At 52.4% G+C, this 25,451-nt stretch carries 21 protein-coding genes; 6 read left to right on the top strand and 15 right to left on the bottom strand.

Annotated elements, in window-relative coordinates; genetic code table 11:
- Positions 1 to 18: 18 nt before the first annotated feature.
- Positions 19 to 870 carry an NAD(P)-dependent oxidoreductase gene (locus AB1I67_RS10545; protein ID WP_367029825.1) on the top strand — a complete coding sequence of 284 codons (852 nt, stop codon included), beginning with the start codon at positions 19 to 21 and terminating at the stop codon, positions 868 to 870.
- A 44-nt stretch (positions 871 to 914) separates the two neighbouring features.
- Here AB1I67_RS10545 and AB1I67_RS10540 read toward each other — a convergent pair whose 3' ends face one another.
- The 11 genes from AB1I67_RS10540 to AB1I67_RS10490 form a co-directional block, all read right to left on the bottom strand.
- Entirely contained in the window at positions 915 to 1,910 is a 996-nt protein-coding gene (locus tag AB1I67_RS10540; protein ID WP_367029824.1) for a LysR family transcriptional regulator, read from the bottom strand.
- Positions 1,911 to 2,080: 170 nt separating this feature from the next.
- Positions 2,081 to 4,693, bottom strand: a complete 2,613-nt coding sequence (locus AB1I67_RS10535; protein ID WP_367029823.1) for a ComEC/Rec2 family competence protein — start codon at positions 4,691 to 4,693, stop codon at positions 2,081 to 2,083.
- Positions 4,683 to 5,624 carry a GerMN domain-containing protein gene (locus tag AB1I67_RS10530; protein ID WP_367029822.1) on the bottom strand — a complete coding sequence of 314 codons (942 nt, stop codon included), beginning with the start codon at positions 5,622 to 5,624 and terminating at the stop codon, positions 4,683 to 4,685. Before AB1I67_RS10530 ends, AB1I67_RS10535 begins: the two co-directional genes overlap by 11 nt.
- A gap of 10 nt (positions 5,625 to 5,634) precedes the next feature.
- Positions 5,635 to 7,086, bottom strand: coding sequence for a HAMP domain-containing sensor histidine kinase (locus AB1I67_RS10525; protein ID WP_367029821.1), 1,452 nt, complete (start codon positions 7,084 to 7,086; stop codon positions 5,635 to 5,637).
- Positions 7,076 to 7,969 carry a DegV family protein gene (locus tag AB1I67_RS10520; RefSeq protein ID WP_367029820.1) on the bottom strand — a complete coding sequence of 298 codons (894 nt, stop codon included), beginning with the start codon at positions 7,967 to 7,969 and terminating at the stop codon, positions 7,076 to 7,078. Before AB1I67_RS10520 ends, AB1I67_RS10525 begins: the two co-directional genes overlap by 11 nt.
- Entirely contained in the window at positions 7,966 to 9,741 is a 1,776-nt protein-coding gene (locus AB1I67_RS10515; RefSeq protein WP_367029819.1) for an ABC transporter ATP-binding protein, read from the bottom strand. Before AB1I67_RS10515 ends, AB1I67_RS10520 begins: the two co-directional genes overlap by 4 nt.
- A gap of 48 nt (positions 9,742 to 9,789) precedes the next feature.
- Entirely contained in the window at positions 9,790 to 11,037 is a 1,248-nt protein-coding gene (locus AB1I67_RS10510; protein ID WP_367029818.1) for a hypothetical protein, read from the bottom strand.
- A 161-nt stretch (positions 11,038 to 11,198) separates the two neighbouring features.
- Positions 11,199 to 11,921 carry a trehalose operon repressor gene (gene treR, locus AB1I67_RS10505; RefSeq protein ID WP_367029817.1) on the bottom strand — a complete coding sequence of 241 codons (723 nt, stop codon included), beginning with the start codon at positions 11,919 to 11,921 and terminating at the stop codon, positions 11,199 to 11,201.
- Positions 11,922 to 12,028: 107 nt separating this feature from the next.
- Positions 12,029 to 12,787, bottom strand: coding sequence for an alpha/beta hydrolase (locus AB1I67_RS10500; RefSeq protein ID WP_367029816.1), 759 nt, complete (start codon positions 12,785 to 12,787; stop codon positions 12,029 to 12,031).
- Positions 12,788 to 12,836: 49 nt separating this feature from the next.
- Positions 12,837 to 14,141, bottom strand: a complete 1,305-nt coding sequence (locus tag AB1I67_RS10495) for a citrate:proton symporter (RefSeq protein ID WP_367029815.1) — start codon at positions 14,139 to 14,141, stop codon at positions 12,837 to 12,839.
- Positions 14,142 to 14,156: 15 nt separating this feature from the next.
- Positions 14,157 to 14,975 carry an alpha/beta hydrolase gene (locus AB1I67_RS10490; protein ID WP_367029814.1) on the bottom strand — a complete coding sequence of 273 codons (819 nt, stop codon included), beginning with the start codon at positions 14,973 to 14,975 and terminating at the stop codon, positions 14,157 to 14,159.
- 209 nt (positions 14,976 to 15,184) lie between these two features.
- Here AB1I67_RS10490 and AB1I67_RS10485 point away from each other — a divergent pair, with 209 nt between their 5' ends.
- Entirely contained in the window at positions 15,185 to 16,132 is a 948-nt protein-coding gene (locus AB1I67_RS10485) for a LysR family transcriptional regulator (RefSeq protein WP_367029813.1), read from the top strand.
- A gap of 96 nt (positions 16,133 to 16,228) precedes the next feature.
- A complete protein-coding gene (locus tag AB1I67_RS10480; protein WP_367029812.1) occupies positions 16,229 to 17,023 on the top strand; it encodes a hypothetical protein in 795 nt (264 codons plus the stop codon).
- Between the two features lie 80 nt (positions 17,024 to 17,103).
- On the opposite strand, the gene AB1I67_RS10475 is transcribed toward AB1I67_RS10480, so the two are convergent.
- Positions 17,104 to 17,430, bottom strand: a complete 327-nt coding sequence (locus tag AB1I67_RS10475) for a hypothetical protein (RefSeq protein WP_367029811.1) — start codon at positions 17,428 to 17,430, stop codon at positions 17,104 to 17,106.
- 104 nt (positions 17,431 to 17,534) lie between these two features.
- Here AB1I67_RS10475 and AB1I67_RS10470 point away from each other — a divergent pair, with 104 nt between their 5' ends.
- On the top strand, positions 17,535 to 17,795 hold the full coding sequence (locus AB1I67_RS10470; protein WP_367029810.1) for a helix-turn-helix transcriptional regulator: 261 nt from the start codon (positions 17,535 to 17,537) through the stop codon (positions 17,793 to 17,795).
- 137 nt (positions 17,796 to 17,932) lie between these two features.
- Here AB1I67_RS10470 and gpmI read toward each other — a convergent pair whose 3' ends face one another.
- Both gpmI and AB1I67_RS10460 read right to left on the bottom strand, forming a co-directional pair.
- Positions 17,933 to 19,474 carry a 2,3-bisphosphoglycerate-independent phosphoglycerate mutase gene (gpmI, locus tag AB1I67_RS10465; RefSeq protein WP_367029809.1) on the bottom strand — a complete coding sequence of 514 codons (1,542 nt, stop codon included), beginning with the start codon at positions 19,472 to 19,474 and terminating at the stop codon, positions 17,933 to 17,935.
- Positions 19,475 to 19,566: 92 nt separating this feature from the next.
- Positions 19,567 to 19,986, bottom strand: a complete 420-nt coding sequence (locus AB1I67_RS10460) for a type III toxin-antitoxin system ToxN/AbiQ family toxin (protein ID WP_367029808.1) — start codon at positions 19,984 to 19,986, stop codon at positions 19,567 to 19,569.
- Between the two features lie 320 nt (positions 19,987 to 20,306).
- On the opposite strand from AB1I67_RS10460, the gene AB1I67_RS10455 reads away from it, so the two are divergent.
- Both AB1I67_RS10455 and AB1I67_RS10450 read left to right on the top strand, forming a co-directional pair.
- Positions 20,307 to 21,719, top strand: a complete 1,413-nt coding sequence (locus AB1I67_RS10455) for an NAD(P)/FAD-dependent oxidoreductase (protein WP_367029807.1) — start codon at positions 20,307 to 20,309, stop codon at positions 21,717 to 21,719.
- A gap of 26 nt (positions 21,720 to 21,745) precedes the next feature.
- The gene (locus tag AB1I67_RS10450; RefSeq protein ID WP_367029806.1) at positions 21,746 to 22,540 is read left to right on the top strand and encodes a M55 family metallopeptidase; all 795 of its coding nucleotides are present in this window, start codon (positions 21,746 to 21,748) and stop codon (positions 22,538 to 22,540) included.
- Here the strand turns inward: AB1I67_RS10450 and AB1I67_RS10445 are convergent.
- Positions 22,530 to 25,364: a translation factor GTPase family protein gene (locus tag AB1I67_RS10445; protein WP_367029805.1), complete on the bottom strand. Its 2,835-nt coding sequence runs from the start codon at positions 25,362 to 25,364 to the stop codon at positions 22,530 to 22,532. The genes AB1I67_RS10450 and AB1I67_RS10445 overlap by 11 nt on opposite strands.
- Positions 25,365 to 25,451: the final 87 nt, after the last annotated feature.

The following is a 25,451-nucleotide window of genomic DNA, read 5'->3' as shown; positions in this document are numbered from 1 at the left end:
TCAGAGAAAGGAACTGTTATGAAAAATATTGCATTTTTTGGACTGGGAAATATGGGCCTTCCAATGGCTAAAAATCTGTTAAAGGCAGGCTACAATGTAAAGGTATCCGTCTTCCAGGGGCTTAGAGAGGCGCCTGAGGAGCTGCAGAAACTGGGGGCCGTCCTTGTGGATACCCAGGCAGACATGGTGAGGGATGCGGATGTGATCATCAGCATCGTTCCGGCTGACGCGGCGGTAAAGGAGATCTACTTAAACCCGGAAATCCGAAACGCCATCCCCGATCGTTCCATCATCATTGAAATGACGTCCTGCGCTCCCGAAACGGTCATTGAAGTTCAGAAGGCGTATGAAGAGAAAGGCGTAAAGGTCATTGACGCTCCGGTGACAGGGGCAAAGATCGGCGCGGTAAGTGGCACCCTGACCATCATGGGTACGGGAGATCCGGAAGCGTTTGAAGCAGTGCGCCCGGTATTAGAGGCCATGGGAAAAAAGATCTATAATCTGGGCCCGGTGGGCAACGGGAAATGGGTAAAGGCAGCCGGCAATCTGTTGGGCGCTGTCACCCTTGCCGCCGTAGGGGAGATCTGCCGTCTCTCCAAAACCAGAGACTTAGATTACGACCTGTTTATGGAGGTCATGAGCGACGGGGCCGGAGGCTCCACCCAGTTTACCAGGAATTTCATGAAGATGGTAAAGGAAGATTTTGAACCCACCTTTGCTTTAAAGCTGCTCCGCAAGGATATGGCCATTGCCCTGGACATGGCGGGAGATCTGCCCCTTCCGCTCTCCAGACGTGCTTATGAATTGTATAAAAACGCTGCTCCTTATGATGAAGAGGACTGCGCCGCCATCGCAAAGGTAGAAGCATAAAATCATGCCCGTGGTTTCATACAGGAAGAAACCACGGGCGTTTTTTATGCTTCTTTTCCGTTATTCGTCTTTAAAGAGACGTTTTGGCAGGCACATACGGCATTTTTATTCTCTTTCAGCTGGCTGGTGATCGATCGGCAGTATTCCTTAACCAGCTCCATGGTTTTCTCACAGGCTTCTGATAAAAGCTCCTGCTTGTGACAGATGACATAGTAGGTCAGGGGCTGGACAAAATCGCAGACCGGCATTGCCTTTACCGCCTCGTCCATGACACATTTATAATTGGACATCATCAGGTTCGGGAATACTCCGGCGGCCCGGTCCTCTGTGATCATCTGCATGATCAGTCCCAGATTGCTGAGCCTGAAATACTGCTCCTTGGCAAAGTATTTGCTGAACACCGGGGACGCTATGGTGTCATCCTGCTCCGGATACATGGCTAAGACCAGGGAGGATAAGTCCTTTAACAGCAGATAATCCCGCTGCGCCAAAGGATTTTGGGTGCTGATAAATACACAGCAGTGATCCTCATACAGCTTCTCACACTGCCAGTTGTTTCTTTTCGCCAGCTTTAAAAGCCCTTTTTCCTCTTCCGCCAGCACGGACAAAATTCCAATAGAGGCCGTGTTGTTGAGCAAATAGTCCGGGATGTTCTGATTTTTGGCCTCATAGGGAAATATATCGATCTCCGGGTATGCGGTCTGTAAATCCAGGACGATCGGCATGACCATCCCACTGTAAGCCGCGGGGTTGGCCACGATATGTACCTGACCGAACATACCGTTCGGAGCACTAGCCAGTTCCTTCCATTTTCCGCATATGGACAGGATCTTTTTCGCATCCTCAAGCACTTTCTGGCCGTTAGGGGTCAATAAAACACCGTGATAGGACCTGGAAAACAGCTTGAAGCCCAGTTCCTCCTCCAGAGACTGAAGCGCCGAGGTCAGGGCCGGCTGGGTGATAAACAACTCCTTAGCGGCCTTGTTTATGGACTTATATTGGGCTACTCTGGCAAAATACTCTAAATATTCCAGTCTCATGTCAGGTCTGTTCCTTTGCCTTTCTTTTTCTATGAAGTGTTTTGATGCCTGTTTTGGTACTAAAAAATTATACCATTCTACCATAAGGTTCGCAAGTTTATATGCGGATTTCTTATTTCTCTTTTTTTCGTCTTCTCTTCCGGTTTCTTTTCGGTTCTTTTTCACACCGGTCAGCGTTTCGGAATCCAGACTTGCCAAGCTATCTCCTCCCCGTCTGTCCGCAGGATCACAGCACCGCTTTCCGCCGTTTGGAACACCGTAATATCCTGCTCTTCAAACCGTTCCATAGTCTCTCTATGCGGATGACCATACCGGTTGTCTTCCCCATAGGAAACCTCCGCCCATACCGGCCGTATCTCTGCCAGCCACTCTTCCGTACTGGAAAATCTCGAACCATGATGGGCAACCTTCAACACCTGGATATCCCCCACTGTCCCGGCCTTTAACTTCTGCATCAGCCTTTTTTCTCCGTCCCCGCTCATATCGCCGGTCAAAAGCATGTGAAAGCCGCCATAATCCGTACGCAGCACAAGAGAATGCTCATTCCGGTCAACCGATCCCGGCAGCGGAGCTTCCTTCGTTTCCTCCGGATAAATGCAGGTGACTTTAAGCTGTCCGAGTGAAAAGCTGTCATCCTGCTCCATCCACGACACCGCAGCGCCCCGTCTCTCTGCCAGCGCTGCGAGCCGGTCATATACTTTATCTCCATATCCAGCGGCAGGCAGGACCAGATTCCGGACCGCAATATCACCGGATTCCTCCATCATCCATACCAGTCCGCTTATATGATCCTGATCTCCATGGCTCACCATCCAGTAATCCACCGTCCGGATTCCACGGCTCTTTAAAAACGGCTCCAGCCTGGCTTCTCCAAGATTTTTCTCGTCCGTGCTGCCGCCGTCCACCATAATCACCGCCGGCCGCATCCCTGCCAGTCCGGGAAGCGCCTGACCGTCTCCCAAAGTCTTTGCCGACCAGCCGGTCCGCAGGCAGATACCGTCCCCCTGTGAAACATCCAGAAATGTCACTTCCAGACCACGTACTGGAAGCGGGAGCAGCACCACGACAAGTAAAACCACGACACAAAAAGCCCCTGTGGCAGCTCCACCCCCTGCCTCGCATCCGCTCTCTGCACTGCCCGCACTTTCTCCACTTCCTCCACCGTCTCCGATTCCTATCTCAGCGCCGCACTTAACACGGTTCCCCGCCTCTCCGCCGAACACAGCACTGCTTCTCCCTGCCATCCACACCGCAGACGCCAATATCCCATAATACGCCCCAATCTGCCAAAGCTCCGGCCTTCCCAACACCACACTGCTCCCCGGAAACCTCTCAAATATGCTGCAGCACCATTCATACCAGCCCAGCACCACACACCCGCTCCCAGCTGCAAATCTGCCAGCTGACAGGCTCAGAATCCCCAGCGCGATCCCTGCCGCGCCGGAAGCCAGCACGATCCCCATCAGAGGGACTACCAGAAGATTCAAAAAGATACCGTACAGCGGATACTGGAAGAAATGGAACAGGATCAGGGGCAATGTCGCAAGCTGCATACTGACGCTGAGTAAAAACGCCTGCTCCGTCCTCTTCCCGCTCCTGCATATTTTCTGCAGACAGACCGCCAGCCAGCCGATGCCGGTGACCGCACCAAAGGAAAGCTGCACCCCCGCCTGAAACAGCAGATAGGGACTGTCCCAAAGAAGCCACAGAGCAGACAGAGCGAGCGCGGACATCAGATCATAGGTCCTGCCCAGATATGCCGCCAGAAAGCCGCAGAGCGCCATGATCAGCGCCCGCACAACCGAAGGGGATGCCCCTGTCATAAGCGCAAAGCTCAATAGCACGAAGCCGCCCGCTATGCCCGCCGTTCCATACCTGGCCCCCAGCCTGCGGCACAGCCCGTAAGCAGCCATACTGACCAAAGACAGGTGCAGGCCGCTGACCGCCAGCAGATGGGCGATCCCATTTTTCTGATACATGTCCCGGATATTTTCTGAAAGACCGGACTTGTCTCCCAAAAGCACCGCCCGGAATACCCCGGCATCCTCCTCACCCACAAGAATCTCCAAACGTTTGGACGCCCACAGTGAGAACCTGCGCAGCCCATCCCGGTATCTGTCCCAAAGCCCTCCAAAATCCCCGTCCATAAGCTCAAATGTGAATGCAAACATCCGGTAATTCAGCTTCAAGGAGCGGTAATACATCCGGTAATCAAACTCCCCCGGGTTGTGGGATGGCTCAAACTCCGAGCATTCCCCCCGCACCCTGACCTGGCTTCCGATACAGGGATAAGAGCTTTCCTCCACGTCCGCCGCCTCCACGTACACTAAAATGCGGTCCAGCATCCCGTTTGGCTCCCCGCCAGGAACAGTCCTCACCTCTCCATTCTCCAGGGTCAGGACGACCCACTCCCCCTTTTCAGACGCCTCTGACACTTTCCCGCAGATTTCCACCGTCTTATCGCCCAGATCCATAAGGATCTCTTTTTCACATTGTCCCCTCACATACTGCGCCCTCAGCGCACCGGCGCATATAAAAAGGGGCAGAAGCCACAACCACAAGCTCCTGCCCTTCCAGCGTTTCCGCTGTAAACGATTCTGTTGCAATAGAAATACCTGCCGTCTTCCCGTCCATGCCGCCGCAGCGGACCTGACCAGAACACAGCAGACCGCCGCCAGCGCTGCCGCCGTCAACAGTTCCATCACCACGCTTTTCTGCAGGATCAATACCTCTCCAAGTACGAATCCTCCTGTCAGTAACAGCAGTGGTCTTTTAATTGTCATTCCCTCCTATATGATCCAGATTCCGCTCAAACAGAGTGTTTAAAGAGATCGAATCCCGGAACTTCACATCCTGCACCCCATTCACTGTGAACTGTACCCGGTTGACCGAGGACAGCTCCGATAAGGAATTCACAATAGAGTAAATAGGGATATAATCCCGCACCTCCAGCGGATTGTTGATAAAGGATGTGTCAAAATTTAAATAGCACACATTTTCATTGACTGATACGTTTAAAAGCCTGGTCCCAGGATCCAGGGTCGGACTTAATTCCGGGCGCTCCGGACCGCTGATAAGCTCCTCTAAAATAACCTTCTCCACGGAAGTGTTTACATTGTGGATGACTTCACGTTTTTCAGGAAAGAGCTTCTCCCCCGTCTCATCAGTAAAATACAGAGTCAGCTCTGTCCGCTCATAAGCGTTTACATCCGAAAGGCTGTCCACAAAATCTGTCGCCGACAGCATTCCCACCGGCATCCCGCTGGTATCTAAAAGCGGCTGGTCCCCCGAGTAGATATTGATATAATCAATCCCATCCACCTGGGTCAGCGTCCTGGTCAGGGCCGCTCTGCACAGGATCTCCCGATACGGCTTCATGCTGGTATAGTTGTTGTCAAAAAACAGGTACAGCACCATATCCTCCGGCCGGCAGCCCTGATACACCACCTTTTCAGACAACGCCCCCTGCACATCTAAGTCCGCAGGGACATTCATGATACTGTCCATCAATTCCTGGATCAAAAGCTCCTGATCCGTCGTTTTTGTCCGGTACTCCCGCGCCACCAGCTTCGTCATGGCAGGATTTAAATAGTATACCTGATATATCTTCTCCCCTTCCTGGGGAGGGATCTCTTTCTTCCCGCACCCGGCCAGCCCCATAGCCAGCAGAAGCGCCGCAAGAAGGACCGACCATTTCCATAATCGTCTCATCATATGCCTCCTGCTATGCAATATAGTTCAACGGGATCCTGAGGGTAAACGTGCTGCCCTCGCCTTCCCTGCTGCTCAGTTTAATGGCTCCCTTGTGCATCAGCACCACATTTCTCGTGATCGCAAGCCCCAGGCCGCTGCCTCCGGTCTCCCGTGAACGCGCCTTATCTACCCGGAAGAACCGATCAAAAATGCGGTCCTGCAGCTCCTCCGGAATCCCGATGCCGGAATCCGCCACCTTTAGATAGAAGAATTTGTGGTCTGCATCCAGGGTTACCCGGACCCAGCCCTCCTCCATATTGTACTTGATGGCATTCTCTACAAGGTTCGTTACGGCCAGGGACAGCTTCATCTCATCCACATCAGCCGCCACCTCCCGGATACTCTCGAAGATCAGCTCCACCTTCCGCTTGTTGGCAATGGGCCGCAGACGTTTTAATACCTGCTCCACCAGACTGTTCACATTCACCTGGGCGATGTTGAGCTCTGCCTCAGACTTATCCATCTTGACCAGGGATAAAAGATCATCAATGATCTTGCTCTCCCGGTCGATCTCATCCGAAATGTCCTCCATAAACTCCCGGTACAGCTCCACCGGCACCTCTCCCATACCCATCAGGGAATCCGCCAGCACCCGGATGGAAGTGATCGGAGTCTTCAGCTCATGGGACACGTTCGATACAAATTCCTGGCGGGACTGGTCTACCTCTTTTAGCTTGGACATGGTCTGGGAGACCGCCCGGGAGATAGAACGGGTCTCCCGGTATGTATCCGCACTGATATCTGTATCCAGCGCGCCCTGAGCCACATGGTTTAACTTGGTCTGGAATTCTTTAAAAGGACGCACAATCAAAACCGCCGCCAGAAAGGCCGCGATCACCAGGATCAGAAACACGATGATCTCAAACAACAGCGCCTTATCTCCCACCGTATCCGCAAGACCCAGAATGGTCTCTGTCGACGCAGTGATGATCAGCACGCCGTCGATGCCTTTCGCTTCCGTCCTGTCGTAGATCGGTATCGCCTGAGCGAAGAAATGCTTGTCTTTATTATATCTGCTGCTGTTCTCTCCCTGAAAACAGCGGATGACCTCCTCCGCAATATGGATCCGGTTCTCCGCAATGTGGAAGGTATCCTGGACCACCCTGAAGTCCCGGTTGACCACCACGATCCGCCCGTTATAGACATCCGCCATGGTCTCGATCTCACTGGACAGATCCCCCTTTTCCTCCCCGTCCAGATACCCGGTACGGGTCATCTTGCTGCTTAAGATCTGGCACTGGTTCTGGACCTCGATCATCCTGGCGTCAATCTGATTCTGCTTCATGGAGGTGAGTATGGTCTGGGTGCTGAGGATCATGGGGATCAGGCCGAACACCACTAAAAGAACCACAATCGGCACCTTTAAGCTGATGGTGAATTTCTGCTTCCACGGGAACCTTAAGCCGTTTGTCTCATGCTTCATAAGCCTTCTGCTCCGCTTTTACATCCAGCCTCTTTGTACAGGCCATAGCCAGCGCACCCGGCCCGATATGGCAGGCAATGCTCAAAGACAGAGGAGCAACGTGGATCCCAATATTCTTAGGGAACTGCTCCGCGATCTCCCGGGCGAACTCCTCCGCCGCCTCCTGATTGCAGCTATGGGCAACCTCCAGCCAGGTGTACTCTGCATCCGGGTCATGAAACCGGGTCTCCAGATCATGGATCACAGCGGAGAGCATGGTGCTCTTCGCCTGCTTCATGGTCCTGGCTTTGGAAAAGGAATCCAGCTTCTCACCCTGGATCTGGAGCACCGGTTTGATCTTGAGCAAGGTTCCCAGAGCCGCCGCTGCCGGTGTGATACGCCCGCCCTTCTTTAAATATTTCAGTGTGTCCACCGTGACATAGATGCTGGAATCCAGTTTCGTCCGCTCCAGCACTTCCCGGATCTGCTCTCCCGTAAAGCCTGCCGCCGCCAGCTCCATGGCGTCTAACGCGGACTGGCGCTGGGTCACGGAGATCCGCTGGTTATTCACTACAAATACCTTTCCCTCATAGTCCTCAGCCAGCATCAGCGCAGTCTGGCAGGAGCCGCTCAAAGCGCTGGACATGGGGATATGCACGATCTGGTCATACTCCTTTAAAAGATCATCCCACAGCTTCATGACCGTTTCCGGGGACGGCTGGGAAGTGGAGATATCCGCATCCTCCGCCTGCCTTTCATAGAACTCCTCATGGGTCAGGCTCACTCCCTCCTCATAAGTCTGTCCGTCTATCATAAATGGCATGGGAATCACATTCAGCCCCAGCTCTATTGCCTCCGCCTGGGTGATCCCGCTATTGCTGTCCGTCACTACCGCTACTCTCATATGGTTACTCCTTCCGGCAGTCCGCCCTCCGGCTTATCCTGCACTGACATATATAGTTGATAATAGATCCCTTTTTCCTCCAACAGCTTTTTGTGGCTGCCTTCCTCTGCAATCCGGCCATCCGACAGCACCAGGATCCTGTCCGCGTTCTGTATGGTAGTCAGCCGGTGCGCGATCGTCACCGTGGTCCTGCCCTCAGCCAGACGCTCCAGGGACTGGGAAACGATATGCTCGCTCTCATTGTCCAGGGCCGAGGTCGCCTCATCCAGGATCAGGATCGGAGGATTCTTTAAAAATACCCGCGCAATGCTGATGCGCTGCTTCTGCCCGCCGGACAGCTTTACGCCGCGCTCTCCCACATAAGTGTCATATCCGTCCTTCATCTCCGATATGAATTCATGGGCGCCCGCCATCCTTGCCGCCTCCATCACTTCCTCGCGGGAAGCCTCAGGCCTTCCATAAGCGATATTGTCATAGACCGTGCCGGAGAACAGATAAACGTCCTGCTGCACGATACCGATATTGGAACGCAGGCTCTGGAGCGTGATCCCTTTTAACTCCCTGCCGTCGATCAGGATCTTTCCCCGGGTCGTGTCATAGAACCGCGGGATCAGATTGCACAGTGTGGTCTTTCCTCCGCCGGACGGGCCGACCAGCGCGATCTTTTCCCCGGGACGGATATCCAGGCTGATCTCATCCAGCACCGGATTGTGGTCGTCCGGATACTCGAAGCTGACTTTCTCAAACTGGATGCCGCCCCGCACCTTGTCCATCGGCTCCGCTCCCGGCTCATCCAGGATCTCCACCGTAGAATCCATGATCTCCACAAACCGCTCGATCCCGGTCATACCACGCTGGAACTGCTCTGCAAATTCAATGATCCTGCGGATCGTGGCGAGAAGCGTTGTCACATACATCGTGTACGCCACCAGATCGCCCGGATCAATAATACCCTTTACCATAAAAATGCCGCCGGCCAGGATCACCACCGTATACATCAGTCCGTCAAACATGCGTATGGTGTCCTGGAACGCCGCCATATATTTGTAGGTTTCCCGTTTGATATCCAGAAATGCCTGATTGTCCTCACGGAATTTCTCAATCTCAATATCCTGATTGGCAAATGCCCGCACAACCCGGTTGCCCAGCAGGTTATCCTCGATCTTGGCGTTCAGCTCGCCGATCTGGTAACGCTGCTTTTTAAATGCCTGCTTCACCCTCAGATTGAAATAGGTGCAGGACACAACCATAATGGGGATGAACACAAAGATCAGCACGGTCAGCGGCAGGTTGATGCCTGCCAGCACCATAAAGGAGATCAGCGTCTTGATGCCCGCGATAAAAAACTCCTCCGGGCAGTGATGGGCAAACTCCGTCACGTCAAACAGGTCACTGGTGATCCGGGCCATGATCTGCCCGACCTTCGTGTTGTTAAAATAGCTGTCAGACAGCTTCTGCAGGTGCTCAAACGCATCCTGCCTCATATCCGTCTCGATCCTGGCGCCCATCACATGTCCGGTGTACGCCATATAAAACGCCGCCAGCCCATCCACAATCCGCAGCAGGAAATACACCCCGCCGATCCGCAGGATCATACCCACGGTGATCGACGTCAAATCCTGGATCCCCTGATTGGTGATATACCTCAGGATCATGGGCAGCAGCAGTTCGCAGATGGTGGTCAGCGACGCGCAGAACAGATCAAATACCATAGTCTTCCAGTATCTTTTATAATATGGAGCAAACCGCTTCATCAACTCCGATGTTTTCATAGTTCAAAAACTCCTCTTTTGCTGTGTTTTCTCTTGTCTTTACGGACGTCAACCAACCGTCCGCACTTTTTTGATCAGATCCACCGCCCATTCCTGGTCCTGGGGATTCTCATAATTGATGCTGACAATGGTCATCTGGTTCTTGTAGATCACCTGGGCAGCCACGGAGCGGACGGTCTTTCCGTCCCGTTCCACCGGACGGTAGATGGCGATCTTCCCCTTCGTATCACCCGACTCAAACTCCTGCACCTCCTGCACCGTATCCTTTTGAAACGGCGCGTCTTTAAACGTCGCATCCTCCGGTGTGTTCACGGCGCAGATATAGAATTCACGGCCGTCCTTCTGCATCCCGCTGTAATAGCGCTCTGAATTGCCTCTGGAATTGGGGTCATAGAGGTAATTCCCCGGGACCGCGAACCGCATGCACCCGATCGTGCGGAAGAGCAGGCCTTTTCTGCACCCGATCTCAATCTCTTTGGCATATTCGGTCACGCCACTTACGTCCACCGGTTCCTGCCCGGCGAGGACGCACAGCTCCAGATACTCCTTCTTGGGGAACGGAATGTCCGGCTTCATGGAAAGCGCCTTTTCTAAAAGGCTGATGATCCTGTGATTGATATCCTCGTCCTCCCGGCTCCGGTACGACGGCATGAAATAGCACTCCTGATTCAGCATCACCAGCGCGCTGTTGCGGTAATAATAAGCGTCCTTTTCCTCCTCATTCCAGATAAAGAAGTCCTTTGCAAATGCCATGCTCATACCCGAGCGCATCATCCCCGCAATCTCCGAGATGGCAAACCGCCGGATATGGGTCGTTATCATGTCCTTGTGCTCCTCCGGCAGATAATAGTCGGCAGGCCAGCACACCAGCTGCTCTCCCGTATCATCCTTCTTCTCCAGCACCTGTCCCATAAGGTCGGTGAACCACTGGTAAAAGTAGTTCCTCCGCATCTTCAAAAAATCCCGTTCTTCATAGTATCCGGTGGCATCCTCCACATAAAGCCCCAACTCCCCGCGCGCAGCAAACAGCTCAAGGAAATGGATCACCGCCGCGTGGAAACCAGGTCCCGCAATGTTGGTCTGGCATTCGCCCAGGATCCTCCCCGCCTTATAGCCCATCCAGAGGAAGCCCTCCGGGCAGAACTGATAGATGGCATATTCACCGGCAGCTTCATACTGGTACCCCAGCTCACCGGCAAGCTGCGCCGCGAACTTCTGAAGTTTCTCTGCGCTCCAGCCCTGTCCGGCGATCCAGTTCTTCCGAGGGCGCATGGAAAACGAAATTGTAATACCCATAGTTTTTCCTTCCTGAAATATACCTTGCTCTATTTTAGCTTATTTCTTAGAGAAAGGGAAGTGGTATTTGGGAAGATTATCATATTGTAAGGGATTCCGGGCGCAAAAAAAGACCAGGCCGACAGCCTGATCTCTTTTGATGATAATCTCTTTTCCCAAAACTAGCGCACCCGCTGCGCCTGGTCATAAAACGCAAAGCAGTCCGGCCGGTGGCGGGACTGGGTATACTCAAACATCACTCCCGCCGCATTAAAGGTATGGCTGCTGACCACTGCCACGCAGTTGTACCCCTTCATGTTCAGATACGTCTCATCCAGCTGGGTGATCCGCTCCACCGTCATCTTTCGTTTGGTGGTCGTGATCGTCACGCCCAGTTCCTGCTCCAGATATTCATAAATAGACTGCTGTGCAATCTCGGGAGTCAGCCCCACCGCCACATCCCGCCGCATATAGTTGTGGTCGATGATCAGAGCCTCCCCCTCCACGTATCGGACACGCTGGATATAGTAGATCTCCGTCCCTACCGGAAACATGATCTTTTTATTCATCTTTTCATCCACAGTAAGTTCAGCAAAACAGATCACTTTTGTCTTGAACTCCATATGGTTTCTGGCGGCAGCCTCCTTTAAGCTCTCGATCCCTCCCAGCACAAACTCCGCCTGGTTCTCCTTCTGGTAGATGACGACAACGCCCTTTCCATGGATGCTCTGGACATACCCTTCTGTTCCCAGCTGGCTGATGGCCCTCCGGATCGTGTTTCTGGAACAATCATAATCCTCGATCAGCATGTGCTCTGAGGGAAGCAGCTCCTGAAATCCGTAAACCTCATCCTCTATTTTCTGTTTCAGATCCTGATAAATCTTGTCGTATTTTCTCATTGCCATAGTTCGAGCCTCATTTTCAACTTGTTTATACAACTATTATACCTGATCTGGCTGATTTTACAAGGAGAATTTTACAACATTTTATATTTTATTTAAATCAACGCACTTTATATATGATCTGAAAAACCGGGAATCTGCCCAAGCAGATGATCCAATGCTTCCTGATATCCCGCCGGGTCCTCCGCCATGGGCGTGTGGCCGGTCTGGAGATATGCAGCCTCTGCCTGCTGCAAAGACTCCTGCATCATCAGCACGCTGTCTTTCCCTCTGCGGGTGTCCAGGATTCCGTGGACGATCATGACGGGGTTTTTAAACTGCTTTAAAGGTTCCCGGTAATCCACCTCACGCAGGGTTTTTGACACCTCATAAGCGGCGTCACGGTCTGCGGCCCTTGTATAATCCCAAAGCCGGTCCATCAGCTCTGCATCCGCACTTCTGTAAAAACAGCTTGCAAGGAAGCCGCGGATATACCCCTCATCATCGAAATGTTCCCGCAATTCATCCGCAAAGCCCGGATTGCCATGCCCCTGGCTGCAGGGCCCTGTGTTGGACAGCAGAAGCCCTGCGATCTGATCTGGTCCTTTACAGGCTGCGGAGATGGCAAGCACGCCGCCCGCCGAGTATCCCGCCAGCACCACCGGCCCCAGCTCCAGCTCCCGGACTGTGTCCAGAAGCTGCTGCCCCAGGCTGTCCATGTCCCATGGCCCCGGGCTCTGCAGATAATCCAGATACAGCTTCTGCACCCCTTCCGGGACAGTGATCCGGTCAAATACCTCAGGACTGCACAGATTTCCTGCAATACACAGCACTGCGGGCATCTGCTTTTCCGGCAATTGCTGTCCCTGTTCTCTATATATCCTTAACATATCAGCTGCACACTACCCTTTCTGCCGCAAATCACACCGCAGCAATGTTTTATACAATGCCGTATATCACAGCAAATACCAACATCAGGATGCTGACAAGCCACTCCCACTTAAAGGAGAACTTCAGATGCTCGTTCAGCTCGATCCCGCTCATGCCGAATGCAAGATAGTTAGCCGGAACACACGGGCTTACGGACAATACTACATTTTCGCCGATCAGCATTGCATGTGCCACCTGGGCCGCCGTGATCCCGTACGGTGCAACAGTCTCGATCACAAGAGGCATCACCGCATAGTAGTACGGGTCTGGTCCCATGATGATGCCCAGCGGCCCGCCAAGGATACCCATGATGATATACAGGTATTTGGTCATGAAGCCCGGCAGGATGCTGATCAATACCTGCGCCATGCTGGTAATGATCCCGCTGTTTGCGAAGATTCCCAAAAATACGCCGGCTGCCATCAGGGTAACGGTCAGATCGATGCAGCTGGGAGCATATTTCTTCAGAAGCTGTCCCTGGACCTTCATGTCCGGATAGTTGACCGCCAGCGCGATCATCGTGCCGAAGAGGAAGATCAGATAGGGGGTAACTCCGCTCTTGATCAGTGCCCCGATCACGCCCACTGTCAGGATTAAATTTACCCAGAAAAGTTTGGGCCGCTTTAACTCGCTGTCTGTCTCCGCCACAGAGGTTTCTCCTGAAATGTCAAGAGCAGACAGATCGATCCCCGCTTTTTTCAGGCGTTTTGTCTCAACACGTCCACAGATCACTGCCGCGCCCAGACTTGCAAGCAGGCCAAATATCTGCATGGGGATCATGCTGATCCACAATTCTGTCGCGTCCATGCCGATGGCTGTGGCCGCGCGGATCGTCGGTCCTCCCCAGGGAACCAGGTTCATGACGCCGGTGGAGAGACCTACCAGCAAAAGCAGCATAAGCGGGTTCAGCTTCATTTTCTTGAAGATCGGAAGCATGACCGGGATCGTGATCAGATAGGTGGACGCACAGGCGCCGTCCATATGTGCCACGACCGCGATCAGGCTGGTAGCCAGCATGATCATCGTGATATTGTTTCCCGCCTTTTTCACAAGGCCCTGTACCAACGGGTCAAACAGGCCCGCGTCATTCATAACGCTGAAATAACAGACGGAAAAGATAAATAGTATGGCAGTCTTCCACACACTTCCCATTCCCGTATTGATAAACTCCATGATCTCCGTAAATCCAAATCCGCAAACCGCCGCTCCGATCACCGGCAGTATGGAAAAACAGAACGCAGGCGTCGCTTTTTTCTTGAGGATCATAAACATCATGATCACAATCACCGCATACCCAACCATTGCATAAAGCATACAAATACCCTCCTTTTAAATCTTCCTGATAAAGTCTTCTAACAGCCTGTTGAATCTCTCATATTCCACGAAAAACAGCATATGCCCGCCTTCCGTGAAACGATGGTGCTCGCAGTAACCTGCAACCTGCGTCTCATAATACTCTCCCATGGTTGCGCTGTGACCTTTGGATTCACCGCTGAAAATGATCACCGGCAGCTTCAGATGGGACAGAAGCCGCGCACAGTCGCTGTGGCACCAGTCAGAATGCAGCGCAAACCCGATCCACGGCGGGGTTTTCCCAATCTCTTCTCTCACCATGGCGATCTCTTCTTTTGTAAGCCCTGTCTTTACGCGGTCCACGAAATTCTCTATGTACTGCTGCGGGTCTGCGTACCACAGACGGTACTTGCGGTTCCAGTCGTCCATGTTGTAGTCCCTGGAATTGTAGGAATTCCACGGCTCCGGTGAAAACGGGAACAAACATGCATCCAGGATACCCAGCGCTTTCAGCCGGTATTCTTTATATTTATCCGCGTAGGTCACCACAACGCTGCCGGAAAGCGACCATCCTATGAGCACAACCTGCTGCAGATCTAAAAAATCGATCAGCTCCCTGATATCATCTGCATGCCGCTCCACATCATTCCCATGGAGAGGCTTTGAGGAATTGCCGAATCCTCTGCTGTCAAATGTGACAACCCGGTGATTCTGCGCAAGCGCATCTGCATTTTTTGCGTAGAACCTGGTTGTACACATATGTCCGGGCACTAACAGGATCGTATCGTCCCCCTGGCCACGGTCTTCATAATAAATATAAGCTTTATCACTGGTCCTCAAATATCCGCTGGTCATGCTTTTCCCATCCTCTTTTTTGGTGTAATTTGTTGTATTTCCATTTCCCAATTGGTTGTTTTTAGTCTATCATTTTAACAACTATATGTAAAATATATAAATTCTATATTTTTCATGCTTTCAAACTATACATATAGTAATTTTTGCAGTATAATTTATGGCAGCTTTATGGATTGACCACATAGTTATAGGAAAACAAGGAGGACGCCATGGACTTTAGAGATTATGCCTATGTTCAGGCAATTGCTGATTACAAGACCATTTCCCGGGCCGCGGAAGCGCTGTATATCTCCCAGCCTTCCCTGACCAAATTCCTGCAGAAGCTGGAGGCCCAGCTGGAAACGCCGCTCTTTGCCCGGATCAACAAGCAGATGTATCCCACCTACGCCGGCGAAAAATTTTTAGAAACCGGACAGGCGATCTTTGCGCTGCAGGCACGGCTGGACCGCACGATCAGCCAGATTGCCAGCCATGAAAACGGCCGGATCAGCCTCACCACCACAACCACTCGCGGCTACTATGTCCTTCCCCGTATCCTTCCCCTGTTCAAGAAGCTTTACCCAGGCTACCATATTGATATCAAAGAGCGGAGCGTCAGTGATGTGGAGCAGAATCTAAGGGACGGTACTACGGATCTTGCCATTTACGCCCTCCCTGTGCGCAATCCGGAATTCAAATATTTCCACATTAACACGGAGGAGGTTGTCCTGTGCCTTGCCGGTTCCAGTCCTTACACAGAACTTGCAGAAATAAAAAGCGGCTTTAAACATCCCTGGCTGGACCTAAAGCATCTGGAGCACGAGATCTTTTTCTTGAACGACCCGCTCCAGTGGCGCATCGGGCAGATCAGCCGCCAGCTTCTGCGGGAGGCCGGTATCCAGCCCGAGATCACCGAGCTGAGAAACTTGGAGACCTGCCTTTCCCTTGCCAGCGGAGGGCTGGGCTTCACCTTCTGTTTTGACATCAGCGAAGCCTGTTTCCGAAATTATACAAAACCGCCGGCTTATCTCTCTGTCGGCAACGAGCCGCACACCGCAGAATTCGTTGTTGGCTACCGGCAGGATTACCGCCTCACAAAGGCAGACCAGGATTTCCTAAATCTCCTGCGCCGGGAATTTGGACCGCAAAACACCGTCGCTGCGGGACTGGAATTTTAGGCTTCTTATGGTGGACGAAATACCAAATGTGTCATATAATGTAAAAATACCGGGAATCTTTCCGGAATCAAAAACAATATTCAGGGGGAAAAAGCGATGCCTTATTGTCCAAAATGTGATATGGAATTCATAGAGGGGATCACAACCTGCTCAGACTGCGGCGGACCGCTGGTAGAATCAAAGGAAGTGGCTGACGCCATGAAAGCAAAGGAACGGGAAGAAAGACTGGCACAGCAACGCGCCGAGTATGAGGCCATGCAGGCCGCGCTCATGGATGAGACAGATGGGGCAGATGAGGAGGCGTATCTGTCTGACACAGAACACGGAGAACTGACCCCGGCAGCCCCCTACGGCGACACCCCTGGTCTGAACGATGCACTCAGACAGCAGAATTCCGGCAAAGTCAGGGAGCACATCCAGGTGTATGTGAAGAAATCCCAGCAGTATGATGATTTAAAGTCCTCTGCCTACGCATTTTTCCTGGTAGGCGGCGCCCTGCTCGTCTTCTCCCTGCTGTGCTGGTCAAACATCATACGTCTGCCCATGGCCGGACTTTCCGGCATCATCAGCCGCAGCGTGATGACTCTTCTTGGCCTCGGCTCCCTGTTTGTAGCCGTCACCTCATCCCGGTCTGCCAAAAAAGTAAAAGGCCAGATCGCCGATGAGGAGCAGACGACCAGACAGCTCATCGACTGGTTTACTGCCAATCACAACGGAGAGCAGTTAGACCGGCAGATCCTCGGCGAATCCGGCGACTTAAGCCCGGAAGAACTGAGCCTGAAACGATTTGAGCTGATCCAGGATCTGATCATCACCAATCACGATATCACCGACCAGGCATATGTGGACGCGCTGGCGGAGGAGATTTATGGGAAGGTGTATGAGGAGTGAACAGGGGTATACGAAACAGGCACTGCCAAGTGATACAGTTTCACACGGCAGTGCCTGTTTTTGTTAGAACCGTTCTTTTACTACAACTCAAATATTTCCTTCAAGATTTTTTTCATTTTCCGTGATGGTGCATGGTCGCAAAACTCTTTTAGCCACAATGTGTATTTTATATGCTCCTCTTCTGATTGATCTATTAATTCATTCAGATTCTCTATTTCTAACTTAAAGTGATCATAATACTCATTCCATACATCAAGCAACAAACCATAAAATTTAAGCTGCATAAGAATATAAACAACCTGATCAAACTCCTCATATGTCAGTCCTCTATCCACAGTCATTTTCTCTGCCAATTCGGTTCCGCACATATAACAAAAAAGTCGTCTCTCAATATCTGCTTTCTCCATTCATACTCTCCTGTAAATTTCGTTATTACGAAACATTATAAAACCTGTGCGTTTTAAAATCAACAATATATTTCGTTATTACGAAACTCCAGGAGGTAACCATTATGCAAAAGCTGCGTCCCGATATGGATATTGGGCAAAACATCCAACAACTGCGGCGCGAAACCCACCTTACACAAGACGAGGTCGTCGCAAAACTGCACCTCATGGGACTCGACATTTCCAAAAGCACCTATGCAAAATTAGAAACGAACCGCATGAATATCCGAGTCAGCGAACTGGTTGCACTTTCGTTAATTTTCAAGTCAGATTTCAATGCCTTTTTCCACGGCCTTAAGAACGAATTCCAGTCCCATCTCGACTAAGCCTCACACAGCGCCGGTCACAGACATAGTAAAAGACATAGTAAAGCCGGGGTCATGTATCCATCAGCCAACACATATTTAGTGCTGTCCGATAGGCACATGGCCCCGGCCTTGTTATATCAACTTTTGGAAACGTCTTATTTTACGATCAAAGACTCCCCACTCATCTCCTTCGGCTGCTCCATTCCCATCAGCTCGATCAAAGTCGGAGCGATATCTGCCAGGCATCCGCCCTCTCTCAGCTTAACGGACGGGTCTGCATTCACCAGGATAAACGGAACCGGATTGGTGGTATGAGCAGTAAACGGCTCGCCGGTCTGATAATCCACCAGCTGCTCCGCGTTGCCGTGGTCCGCACAGATAAACATCACGCCGTCCACTTCCTTAATCGCATCCACAGCCTTCCCAACACATGCGTCCACGGTCTCGATCGCCTTGATCGCCGCGGCCTCAACACCGGTATGACCCACCATATCCGGATTTGCAAAGTTGATGATGATCACATCGTATTCGCCGGACTTGATGCACTCAACCAGCTTGTCGCAGACTGCCGGCGCGCTCATCTCAGGCTTTAAGTCATAGGTCGGAACCTCCTTCGGGGACGGGATCAGGAAACGGTCCTCGCCCTTGTTCGGCTCCTCTATGCCGCCGTTGAAGAAGAAGGTCACGTGTGCGTACTTCTCCGTCTCAGCGATCCTGGCCTGCTTCATATCGTGTGCTGCAAGGAATTCCCCGAAGGTATTGGTAATGCTCTCCTTCACAAATGCAACCAGCTTGTTGCCGATGGTCTCATCGTAATCGGTAAAGCACACATAGGTCGTCTTCACACGGTCACCGCGGTCAAAACCGTCGAACTGGTCATCGCAGAATGCGCGGGTCATCTCTCTGGCACGGTCCGGGCGGAAATTGTAGAAGATAATGGAATCGTCGTTCTGGATCGCCGCTACCGGAGCGCCGTTTTCGGTGATAACGGTCGGAGCCACAAACTCATCGGTCTTTCCCTCATCATAGGACGCCTGGATCGCGCCGGTGGCGCTGTCGCTGCGGGTGCCCTCGCTCTTCGTCATGGCGTCATAGGCAAGCTTTACGCGGTCCCAGTTCTTGTCACGGTCCATCGCATAATAACGGCCTGATACGGTTGCCACCTTGCCTACTCCCAGCTCCGCCATCTTCGCTTCCAGCTGTGCAACATATTCCTTGCCGGAGGTCGGCGGGGTGTCACGGCCGTCCAGGAAGCAGTGAACATATACTTTCTCCAGACCATTCCTCTTAGCCAGCTCCAGAAGCCCAAAGATATGGGTGAGATGGCTGTGAACGCCGCCATCGGAAACCAGACCAAACAAATGCAGGGCGGAGTCGTTCTTCCTGCAGTTCTCCACCGCCTCCAAAAATGCCGGATTCGTGAAGAAATCACCGTCTTTTATGGATTTGGTGATGCGGGTCAGCTCCTGGTATACAATGCGGCCTGCGCCCATGTTCAGATGTCCGACCTCAGAGTTGCCCATCTGGCCCTCCGGAAGCCCTACCGCCAGACCGCTGGCCTGTCCTTTTACAAACGGGCACTGGCTCATAAGCTGATCCATAACCGGAGTCCTGCCCTCACAGACTGCATTTGCCTCGCAATTGTCGTTGAGTCCATATCCATCGAGAATCATTAATACAACTGGTTTCTTGCTCATGATGAAATCTCCTTTTTATTTAACGACCAGTCTCCCGGTCCATTGATATACTGTCTCTCGTCATATTTTGTTTAAAAATTGACGATTCAAAATTATTGTACTTTATTTCGAACAGTTTTGCAAGACTGGAAACTTATATCGTCAATATCCTGCATCTCATCAATTATGGCTTTTTCTTTTTGAAGCAGATAAATGTAGTCCGTCTTCTCTTTATCACTGGAAAAAGAGCGGAAACATTCTACCTGATTATATTTTAGCTGGGTAACACACTGATCAGGAACTGGAATCATGTTGTTGATATTCAGTACTGCATAGAGATATCCGTTGGATCTGTCTTGAAGTTTTTGAAAATCCAGACTATTTAACATCTTCTTGTGTTTGGGTTTCGCAGAAGAAATAGGAACATAATAACGAAAACTGCCGATATTAAGAATAATTCCCACATGAAGCTTCAATCGTTCTCCATAATCCACATAACCCACACGGGAATCATATCGTCCACAATGTACCAATCCATAATGCCTCCAAAATGAAAAGCGGGTGGATTGCTCCACCCACTATGATTAACCGATTGTTTTAACTGGACAATCTACCGCTTTTAAACGAACATTTTATATGGACGCTCTAACCATGGTACAGGCATCTCTGTCTGTGTTTTCATTATATCTAATCCAAACTAAAAAATCAAATTTTTTTCTGCGGTTATTATAAAATTTGCCGCTCTCCCGCCTCATAGTTTCCTTGCATCCCCGCCCTGTTTATGCTAATATTTCATAATAGAGGGCATGGATCGTTACCGGTTCAAATAACGCCCAAAAAGGATAAAATAAACGTGAATAAAAAGGAATATGATGTCATCATCATCGGTGCCGGCCCATCCGGCATTTTCTGCGCCTATGAGTTGATCCATAAGCGCCCTGAAATGAACATCCTGATGATCGAAAAAGGACGCCCGATCGAGAAACGAAACTGTCCCAAGCGCACTACCAGGGTCTGCGTTGGATGCAAGCCCTGCTCCATCACCACCGGCTTTGCAGGAGCAGGCGCATTTTCTGACGGAAAGCTCTCGCTCTCTCCCGATGTGGGCGGCAACCTGCCGGAGATTCTGGGCTACGATAAGACAGTGGAGCTTTTAAAAGAATCCGACAACATCTATTTACAGTTCGGAGCCGATCAGAATGTCTACGGCGTCGACAAGCAGAAGGAGATCGAGGCCATCCGCCGCAAAGCCATCGGCGCCAACCTAAAGCTCATCGAATGCCCCATCCGCCACTTGGGTACTGAGGAAGGCTACAAGATCTACACCCGCCTTCAGGAGCATCTTCTGGAGCGCGGGGTCCAGATCGAGTTTAACACCATGGTCAGGGATATCCTGATCGATGACGGACGCGTAACAGGCGTTGTCACGAACAAGGACGAGGTGTACTGTGCGCCGGAGGTGGTTTCCGCCATCGGGCGGGAGGGCTCCGACTGGTTCTCCCACATCTGCCAGGATCATGGGATCGAGACCCAGGTGGGCACCGTAGATATCGGAGTCCGGGTAGAGGTCCGCGATGAGGTGATGAAATTCCTCAACGAGAACCTTTATGAGGCAAAGCTGGTCTACTACACTCCCACCTTCGACGACAAGGTGCGGACGTTCTGTACCAACCCTTCCGGGGAGGTGGCAACCGAATACTATGAGAACGGGCTGGCGGTGGTCAACGGACACGCCTACAAATCCAAAGATTACAAGACCAACAACACCAACTTTGCCCTGCTGGTGTCCAAAAACTTTACAAAACCGTTTAAGACACCGATCGAATACGGCAAGCACGTGGCCCAGCTGTCCAACATGCTCTGCGACGGCAAGATCATGGTCCAGACCTTCGGGGATTTTGAACGCGGACGACGCACCACCGAGGAACGTCTCTGCCGCAACAACCTGATCCCCACGCTGAAAGACGCCGTACCAGGCGACTTATCCCTGGTGTTCCCGCACCGCATCATGGTGGATATCAGGGAAATGCTGCTGGCCCTTGATAAGGTCACGCCCGGCATCGCAAGCGACGAGACTCTTCTTTACGGCGTAGAAGTAAAATTCTACTCCAACAAGGTCGTCGTAAACTCCGATTTTGAAACCAGCATAGACGGCCTCCGGGCGGTTGGCGACGGGGCGTCTGTCACCCGCGGGCTTCAGCAGGCGTCCGCCAACGGAATCAGCGTAGCGCGCAGCATCCTTGCTAAACATGAAATGCAGGCATAGACATATATAAGAAAGGATCATTTGACATGAAAGTATATATCAGTGTGGATTTTGAAGGTATTTCCGGTTCTACCTCCTGGGCCTCTACCAACCTGGGGCATTTTGAACATGCCCCTCTGGCCCGGGAGATGACGCTGGAAGCGGTTGCCGCCTGCGAAGGCGCCCTGGCCGCCGGCGCTACGGAAATCTATGTGAAAGACGCCCACGACAGCGGGCGGAATATGGACATATCCCTGTTTCCGGAGGAAGTAAAGATCATAAGCGACTGGACCTGCGAGCCGATCTCCATGCTGGGAGGGCTGGATTCCTCCTTTGACGCGGTGATGTACGTAGGGTACCACTCTCCCGCCGGACTGGACGGCAGTCCTTTGAGCCACACTATGAACCGCGGCAACAACTGGGTGAAATATAACGGCGTACTGGCGTCTGAATTTCTGATCCACGCCTACGCCGCCGCAGACTTGGGCGTCCCGTCCGTATTCTTAAGCGGAGATAAGATGCTCTGCGAACACGTCAGAGGCTTTGATCCTGAGATCACCACCGCAGCTGTAAAAGAAGGGATGGGCAGCGCCACCATCAATCTCGCCCCCATCCGCGCCCAAAAGCTGATCCGCGAATGCGCAGAGCAGGGCTTGAGGAACCGCAGCAAATGCCATCTGGACGTACCCGGGACCATTACCATGGAGATCTGTTTTAAGGACCACTTTAAAGCAAAACGGGCATCCTACTACCCCGGTGTGGTGCAGCTGGATGCCTATACCGTATCTTATACCAGCAGTACCATGGACGACCTGCTGCGGGCACGGATGTTTATTTTATAGAAGCCTGTTCGCCCAGACGTATTTTCTCCAGGTATTCTGCCATATCCGCCTCCACATCCCGGAACAGATAATTCTTTCCGGGTTTGGGGAGGCGTCCTTTGTCTTCCTCGATCTGGCGTCCCACCCGTTCCACATCTTCCCGCAGGTCCTTCGCAGACATTAAAAGACATCCCTGTCCGCGGATGATAAGCTGTTCCAGGCCATCAGAAGTCGCCACGGTGACCCGGTATTTTCGTCCCATCTGATGTGCAAATTTTTCAATGTACTGGTCCGCGGTCTCCGCCTCCTTCGTATAGACCACATGGATATTGTGGTAATCCTGGGCGCTGCCGATGCCGCCCACCACCTTATAAGCGTCAAAGACCACGATCAGGATGCATTTTCTGTAAGCCTGGTAATTGCAGAGAATATCCATCAGGCGGTGACGCGCTCCATCCACCGTCACCTGCATCAGTTCCCGCAGATCATCCCATGCATACAGGATATTGTAGCCATCCACCAACAGATATTCATCGGCGCCCACAGTCTGGGTCTTCAGATAACCGGGCGTTCCAAGACTTGAACCTCCCTGTACTGTTGACGCAGCCCCCCTGCTGCCGGAACCGCCCTTTCTGTCGGACTGATACGTCACCTTCCGCGGTCCGCTCTCTCCCGGCAGCCGCCGCTTCTGTTCTCCATAAGTGCGGGTAAAGATCGCCTCCAGCTCCTTCTCGTCCGCCCCAAAAGGAAGACCGCCGGACATGCCGTTTTCCGTCCTCCCCGACCGCATGGAGGAAGTCCCGCCACTGTCGTCCGCAAGGGCAGTTCCTGTAAGCGCCGCGTCATCCTCTCCATTCCAGGACCCGGCTGCAAGCGGACTTTCCACATGCATATGGCCCTTCACCTCATCCCACGGCACCACGAATCCCGCACCATGAGAACAGAACACTGAACCTGTGGGGTTGTCCAGATCCGCCTCCGGGTCGTACCCGGCCGCGGAAACGATCTCCTCCTCATTGTGGCATGGATAATAGCCTTTCAAAGAGCAATTAAGCCGCCCCCGCCCTTTCGTATAGGAAATGACCTCCATCTGATAATCCCGCATGCTGGCCACCGGAGCGCTGCCCCGCAGCACCATACGTTCCCCGTCCGCCTCCGGAGGATCGAATCTGCCCTGCATCCGTTCCAGATCCGCCATGGCGCGCCCCACATTCTCCGCAGGCACCTCCAGCCGGAAGGTATAGAACGGCTCCAGCAGACGGCAGCCCGCTTCCCTAAGCCCCTGGCGAACCGCCCGGTAGGTGGCCTGTCTGAAATCCCCGCCCTCGGTGTGTTTTAAGTGCGCCCGTCCCGCGATCAGCGTTATACGCATATCCGTGATCTCCGCCCCTGTCAGCACGCCGCGGTGACGTTTCTCCTCCAGATGGGTCAGGATCAGGCGCTGCCAGTTCCGGTCCAGCACGTCTTCGCTGCACCGGGCGTCAAACTGCAATCCGCTGCCAGGCTCCGCCGGTTCCATGAGAAGGTGTACCTCTGCATAATGGCGCAGCGGTTCAAAATGCCCCACTCCCTCTGCGGGTTTTAAGATTGTTTCTTTGTATACAATATTTCCCGTGCCAAACTCCACCGCAGCGCCAAACCGCTCCCGGATCAGGCTCTTTAAAACCTCAATCTGCACCTCTCCCATAACCTGGGCCTGGATCTCTCCCAGGGTCTCGTCCCAGACAATGTGAAGCTGCGGCTCTTCCTCCTCCAGCAACCGCAGGTTTTTCAGCATCCCATGAACATCACAGCCCTCGGGAAGCTCCAGACGGTAGGTCAGCACCGGCTCCAGAAGCGGCTGCTCCGACTGGGCCTCCGCGCCGATCCCCTGGCCCGGATAGGTGGTCGCCGGTCCTGTCACCGCACATACCATGCCCTGTCCGGCCTCATTTACCGTCTCATATTTCGCCCCGGAATACACGCGGATCTGATTGATCTTTTCCTCCTCTTTTCCGGGGAGCATGTCCTTTACCTTCAGGCTTCCGCCTGTGATCTTCATATGGGTCAGCCGGTTCCCCTGGTCATCCCTTGAGATCTTAAATACCTTTGCGCCAAAAGCCTCCTGCCCGGTCCTGCCGCATGTAAAACGGCCGATCCCCTCAAGCAGCTCCTCCACACCCTGGAGCTTTAACGCAGAGCCAAAGTAACAGGGAAAGACTTTCCGTTCCCCGATCATCCTGCGGATATCCGCATCTTCCACAGAACCATTTTCCAGATAAAGCTCCAGCGCCCTGTCGTCGCACATAGCCAGATTTTCCCACCAGTCCAATGAGATATCTGCCCCTGCCTGCATGGTATCAGAAATTCCGCCGCCATGCATCACGCCAAAATCCAGGCAGTTCTCATCCAGACGCTTTCTGATATCCTCCATCAGCGCCTCGCGGTCTGTGCCGTTCTGATCCATTTTGTTGATAAATAAAAATACCGGTACCTGATAACGTTTCAAAAGCTGCCACAGGGTTTCCGTATGTCCCTGGACTCCGTCCGCACCGCTGACTACCAGCACCGCATAGTCCAGCACCTGCAGCGTCCGCTCCATCTCCGCAGAAAAATCCACATGTCCCGGCGTGTCCAAAAGCGTCACTCTGGTATCCGGAAGCTCAAACACCGCCTGTTTGGAGAATATGGTGATCCCACGGGCGCGCTCCAGCTCATAGTTGTCCAAGTATGCATCCCGGTTATCCACCCTTCCCAGCTTCCTGATGCTGCCGGTTAAGTACAGGATGCTCTCTGAAAGCGTTGTTTTTCCTGCGTCTACATGCGCTAAAATGCCCAGGCAGATCTGTTTTGATATCTTTTTCATTGATCTAATTTCTTTTCTAATAACCAAATTTTCGGACGTATCTCCCATAGAAGTACCCCTTTCTGTTCATGATACAGTCATTATCAT

Source organism: Clostridium sp. AN503 (assembly GCF_040719375.1).
Classification (GTDB): domain Bacteria; phylum Bacillota; class Clostridia; order Lachnospirales; family Lachnospiraceae; genus Brotaphodocola.
This window is presented reverse-complemented; position numbering and strand designations above follow the sequence as displayed.

Coding starts and splice junctions, on each gene's coding strand:
- AB1I67_RS10545 (WP_367029825.1), top strand. CDS start 19: ATGAAAAATATTGCATTTTTTGGACTGGGAAATATGGGCCTTCCAATG.
- AB1I67_RS10540 (WP_367029824.1), bottom strand. CDS start 1,910: ATGAGACTGGAATATTTAGAGTATTTTGCCAGAGTAGCCCAATATAAG.
- AB1I67_RS10535 (WP_367029823.1), bottom strand. CDS start 4,693: ATGACAATTAAAAGACCACTGCTGTTACTGACAGGAGGATTCGTACTT.
- AB1I67_RS10530 (WP_367029822.1), bottom strand. CDS start 5,624: ATGATGAGACGATTATGGAAATGGTCGGTCCTTCTTGCGGCGCTTCTG.
- AB1I67_RS10525 (WP_367029821.1), bottom strand. CDS start 7,086: ATGAAGCATGAGACAAACGGCTTAAGGTTCCCGTGGAAGCAGAAATTC.
- AB1I67_RS10520 (WP_367029820.1), bottom strand. CDS start 7,969: ATGAGAGTAGCGGTAGTGACGGACAGCAATAGCGGGATCACCCAGGCG.
- AB1I67_RS10515 (WP_367029819.1), bottom strand. CDS start 9,741: ATGAAAACATCGGAGTTGATGAAGCGGTTTGCTCCATATTATAAAAGA.
- AB1I67_RS10510 (WP_367029818.1), bottom strand. CDS start 11,037: ATGGGTATTACAATTTCGTTTTCCATGCGCCCTCGGAAGAACTGGATC.
- treR (WP_367029817.1), bottom strand. CDS start 11,921: ATGGCAATGAGAAAATACGACAAGATTTATCAGGATCTGAAACAGAAA.
- AB1I67_RS10500 (WP_367029816.1), bottom strand. CDS start 12,787: ATGTTAAGGATATATAGAGAACAGGGACAGCAATTGCCGGAAAAGCAG.
- AB1I67_RS10495 (WP_367029815.1), bottom strand. CDS start 14,141: ATGCTTTATGCAATGGTTGGGTATGCGGTGATTGTGATCATGATGTTT.
- AB1I67_RS10490 (WP_367029814.1), bottom strand. CDS start 14,975: ATGACCAGCGGATATTTGAGGACCAGTGATAAAGCTTATATTTATTAT.
- AB1I67_RS10485 (WP_367029813.1), top strand. CDS start 15,185: ATGGACTTTAGAGATTATGCCTATGTTCAGGCAATTGCTGATTACAAG.
- AB1I67_RS10480 (WP_367029812.1), top strand. CDS start 16,229: ATGCCTTATTGTCCAAAATGTGATATGGAATTCATAGAGGGGATCACA.
- AB1I67_RS10475 (WP_367029811.1), bottom strand. CDS start 17,430: ATGGAGAAAGCAGATATTGAGAGACGACTTTTTTGTTATATGTGCGGA.
- AB1I67_RS10470 (WP_367029810.1), top strand. CDS start 17,535: ATGCAAAAGCTGCGTCCCGATATGGATATTGGGCAAAACATCCAACAA.
- gpmI (WP_367029809.1), bottom strand. CDS start 19,474: ATGAGCAAGAAACCAGTTGTATTAATGATTCTCGATGGATATGGACTC.
- AB1I67_RS10450 (WP_367029806.1), top strand. CDS start 21,746: ATGAAAGTATATATCAGTGTGGATTTTGAAGGTATTTCCGGTTCTACC.
- AB1I67_RS10445 (WP_367029805.1), bottom strand. CDS start 25,364: ATGAAAAAGATATCAAAACAGATCTGCCTGGGCATTTTAGCGCATGTA.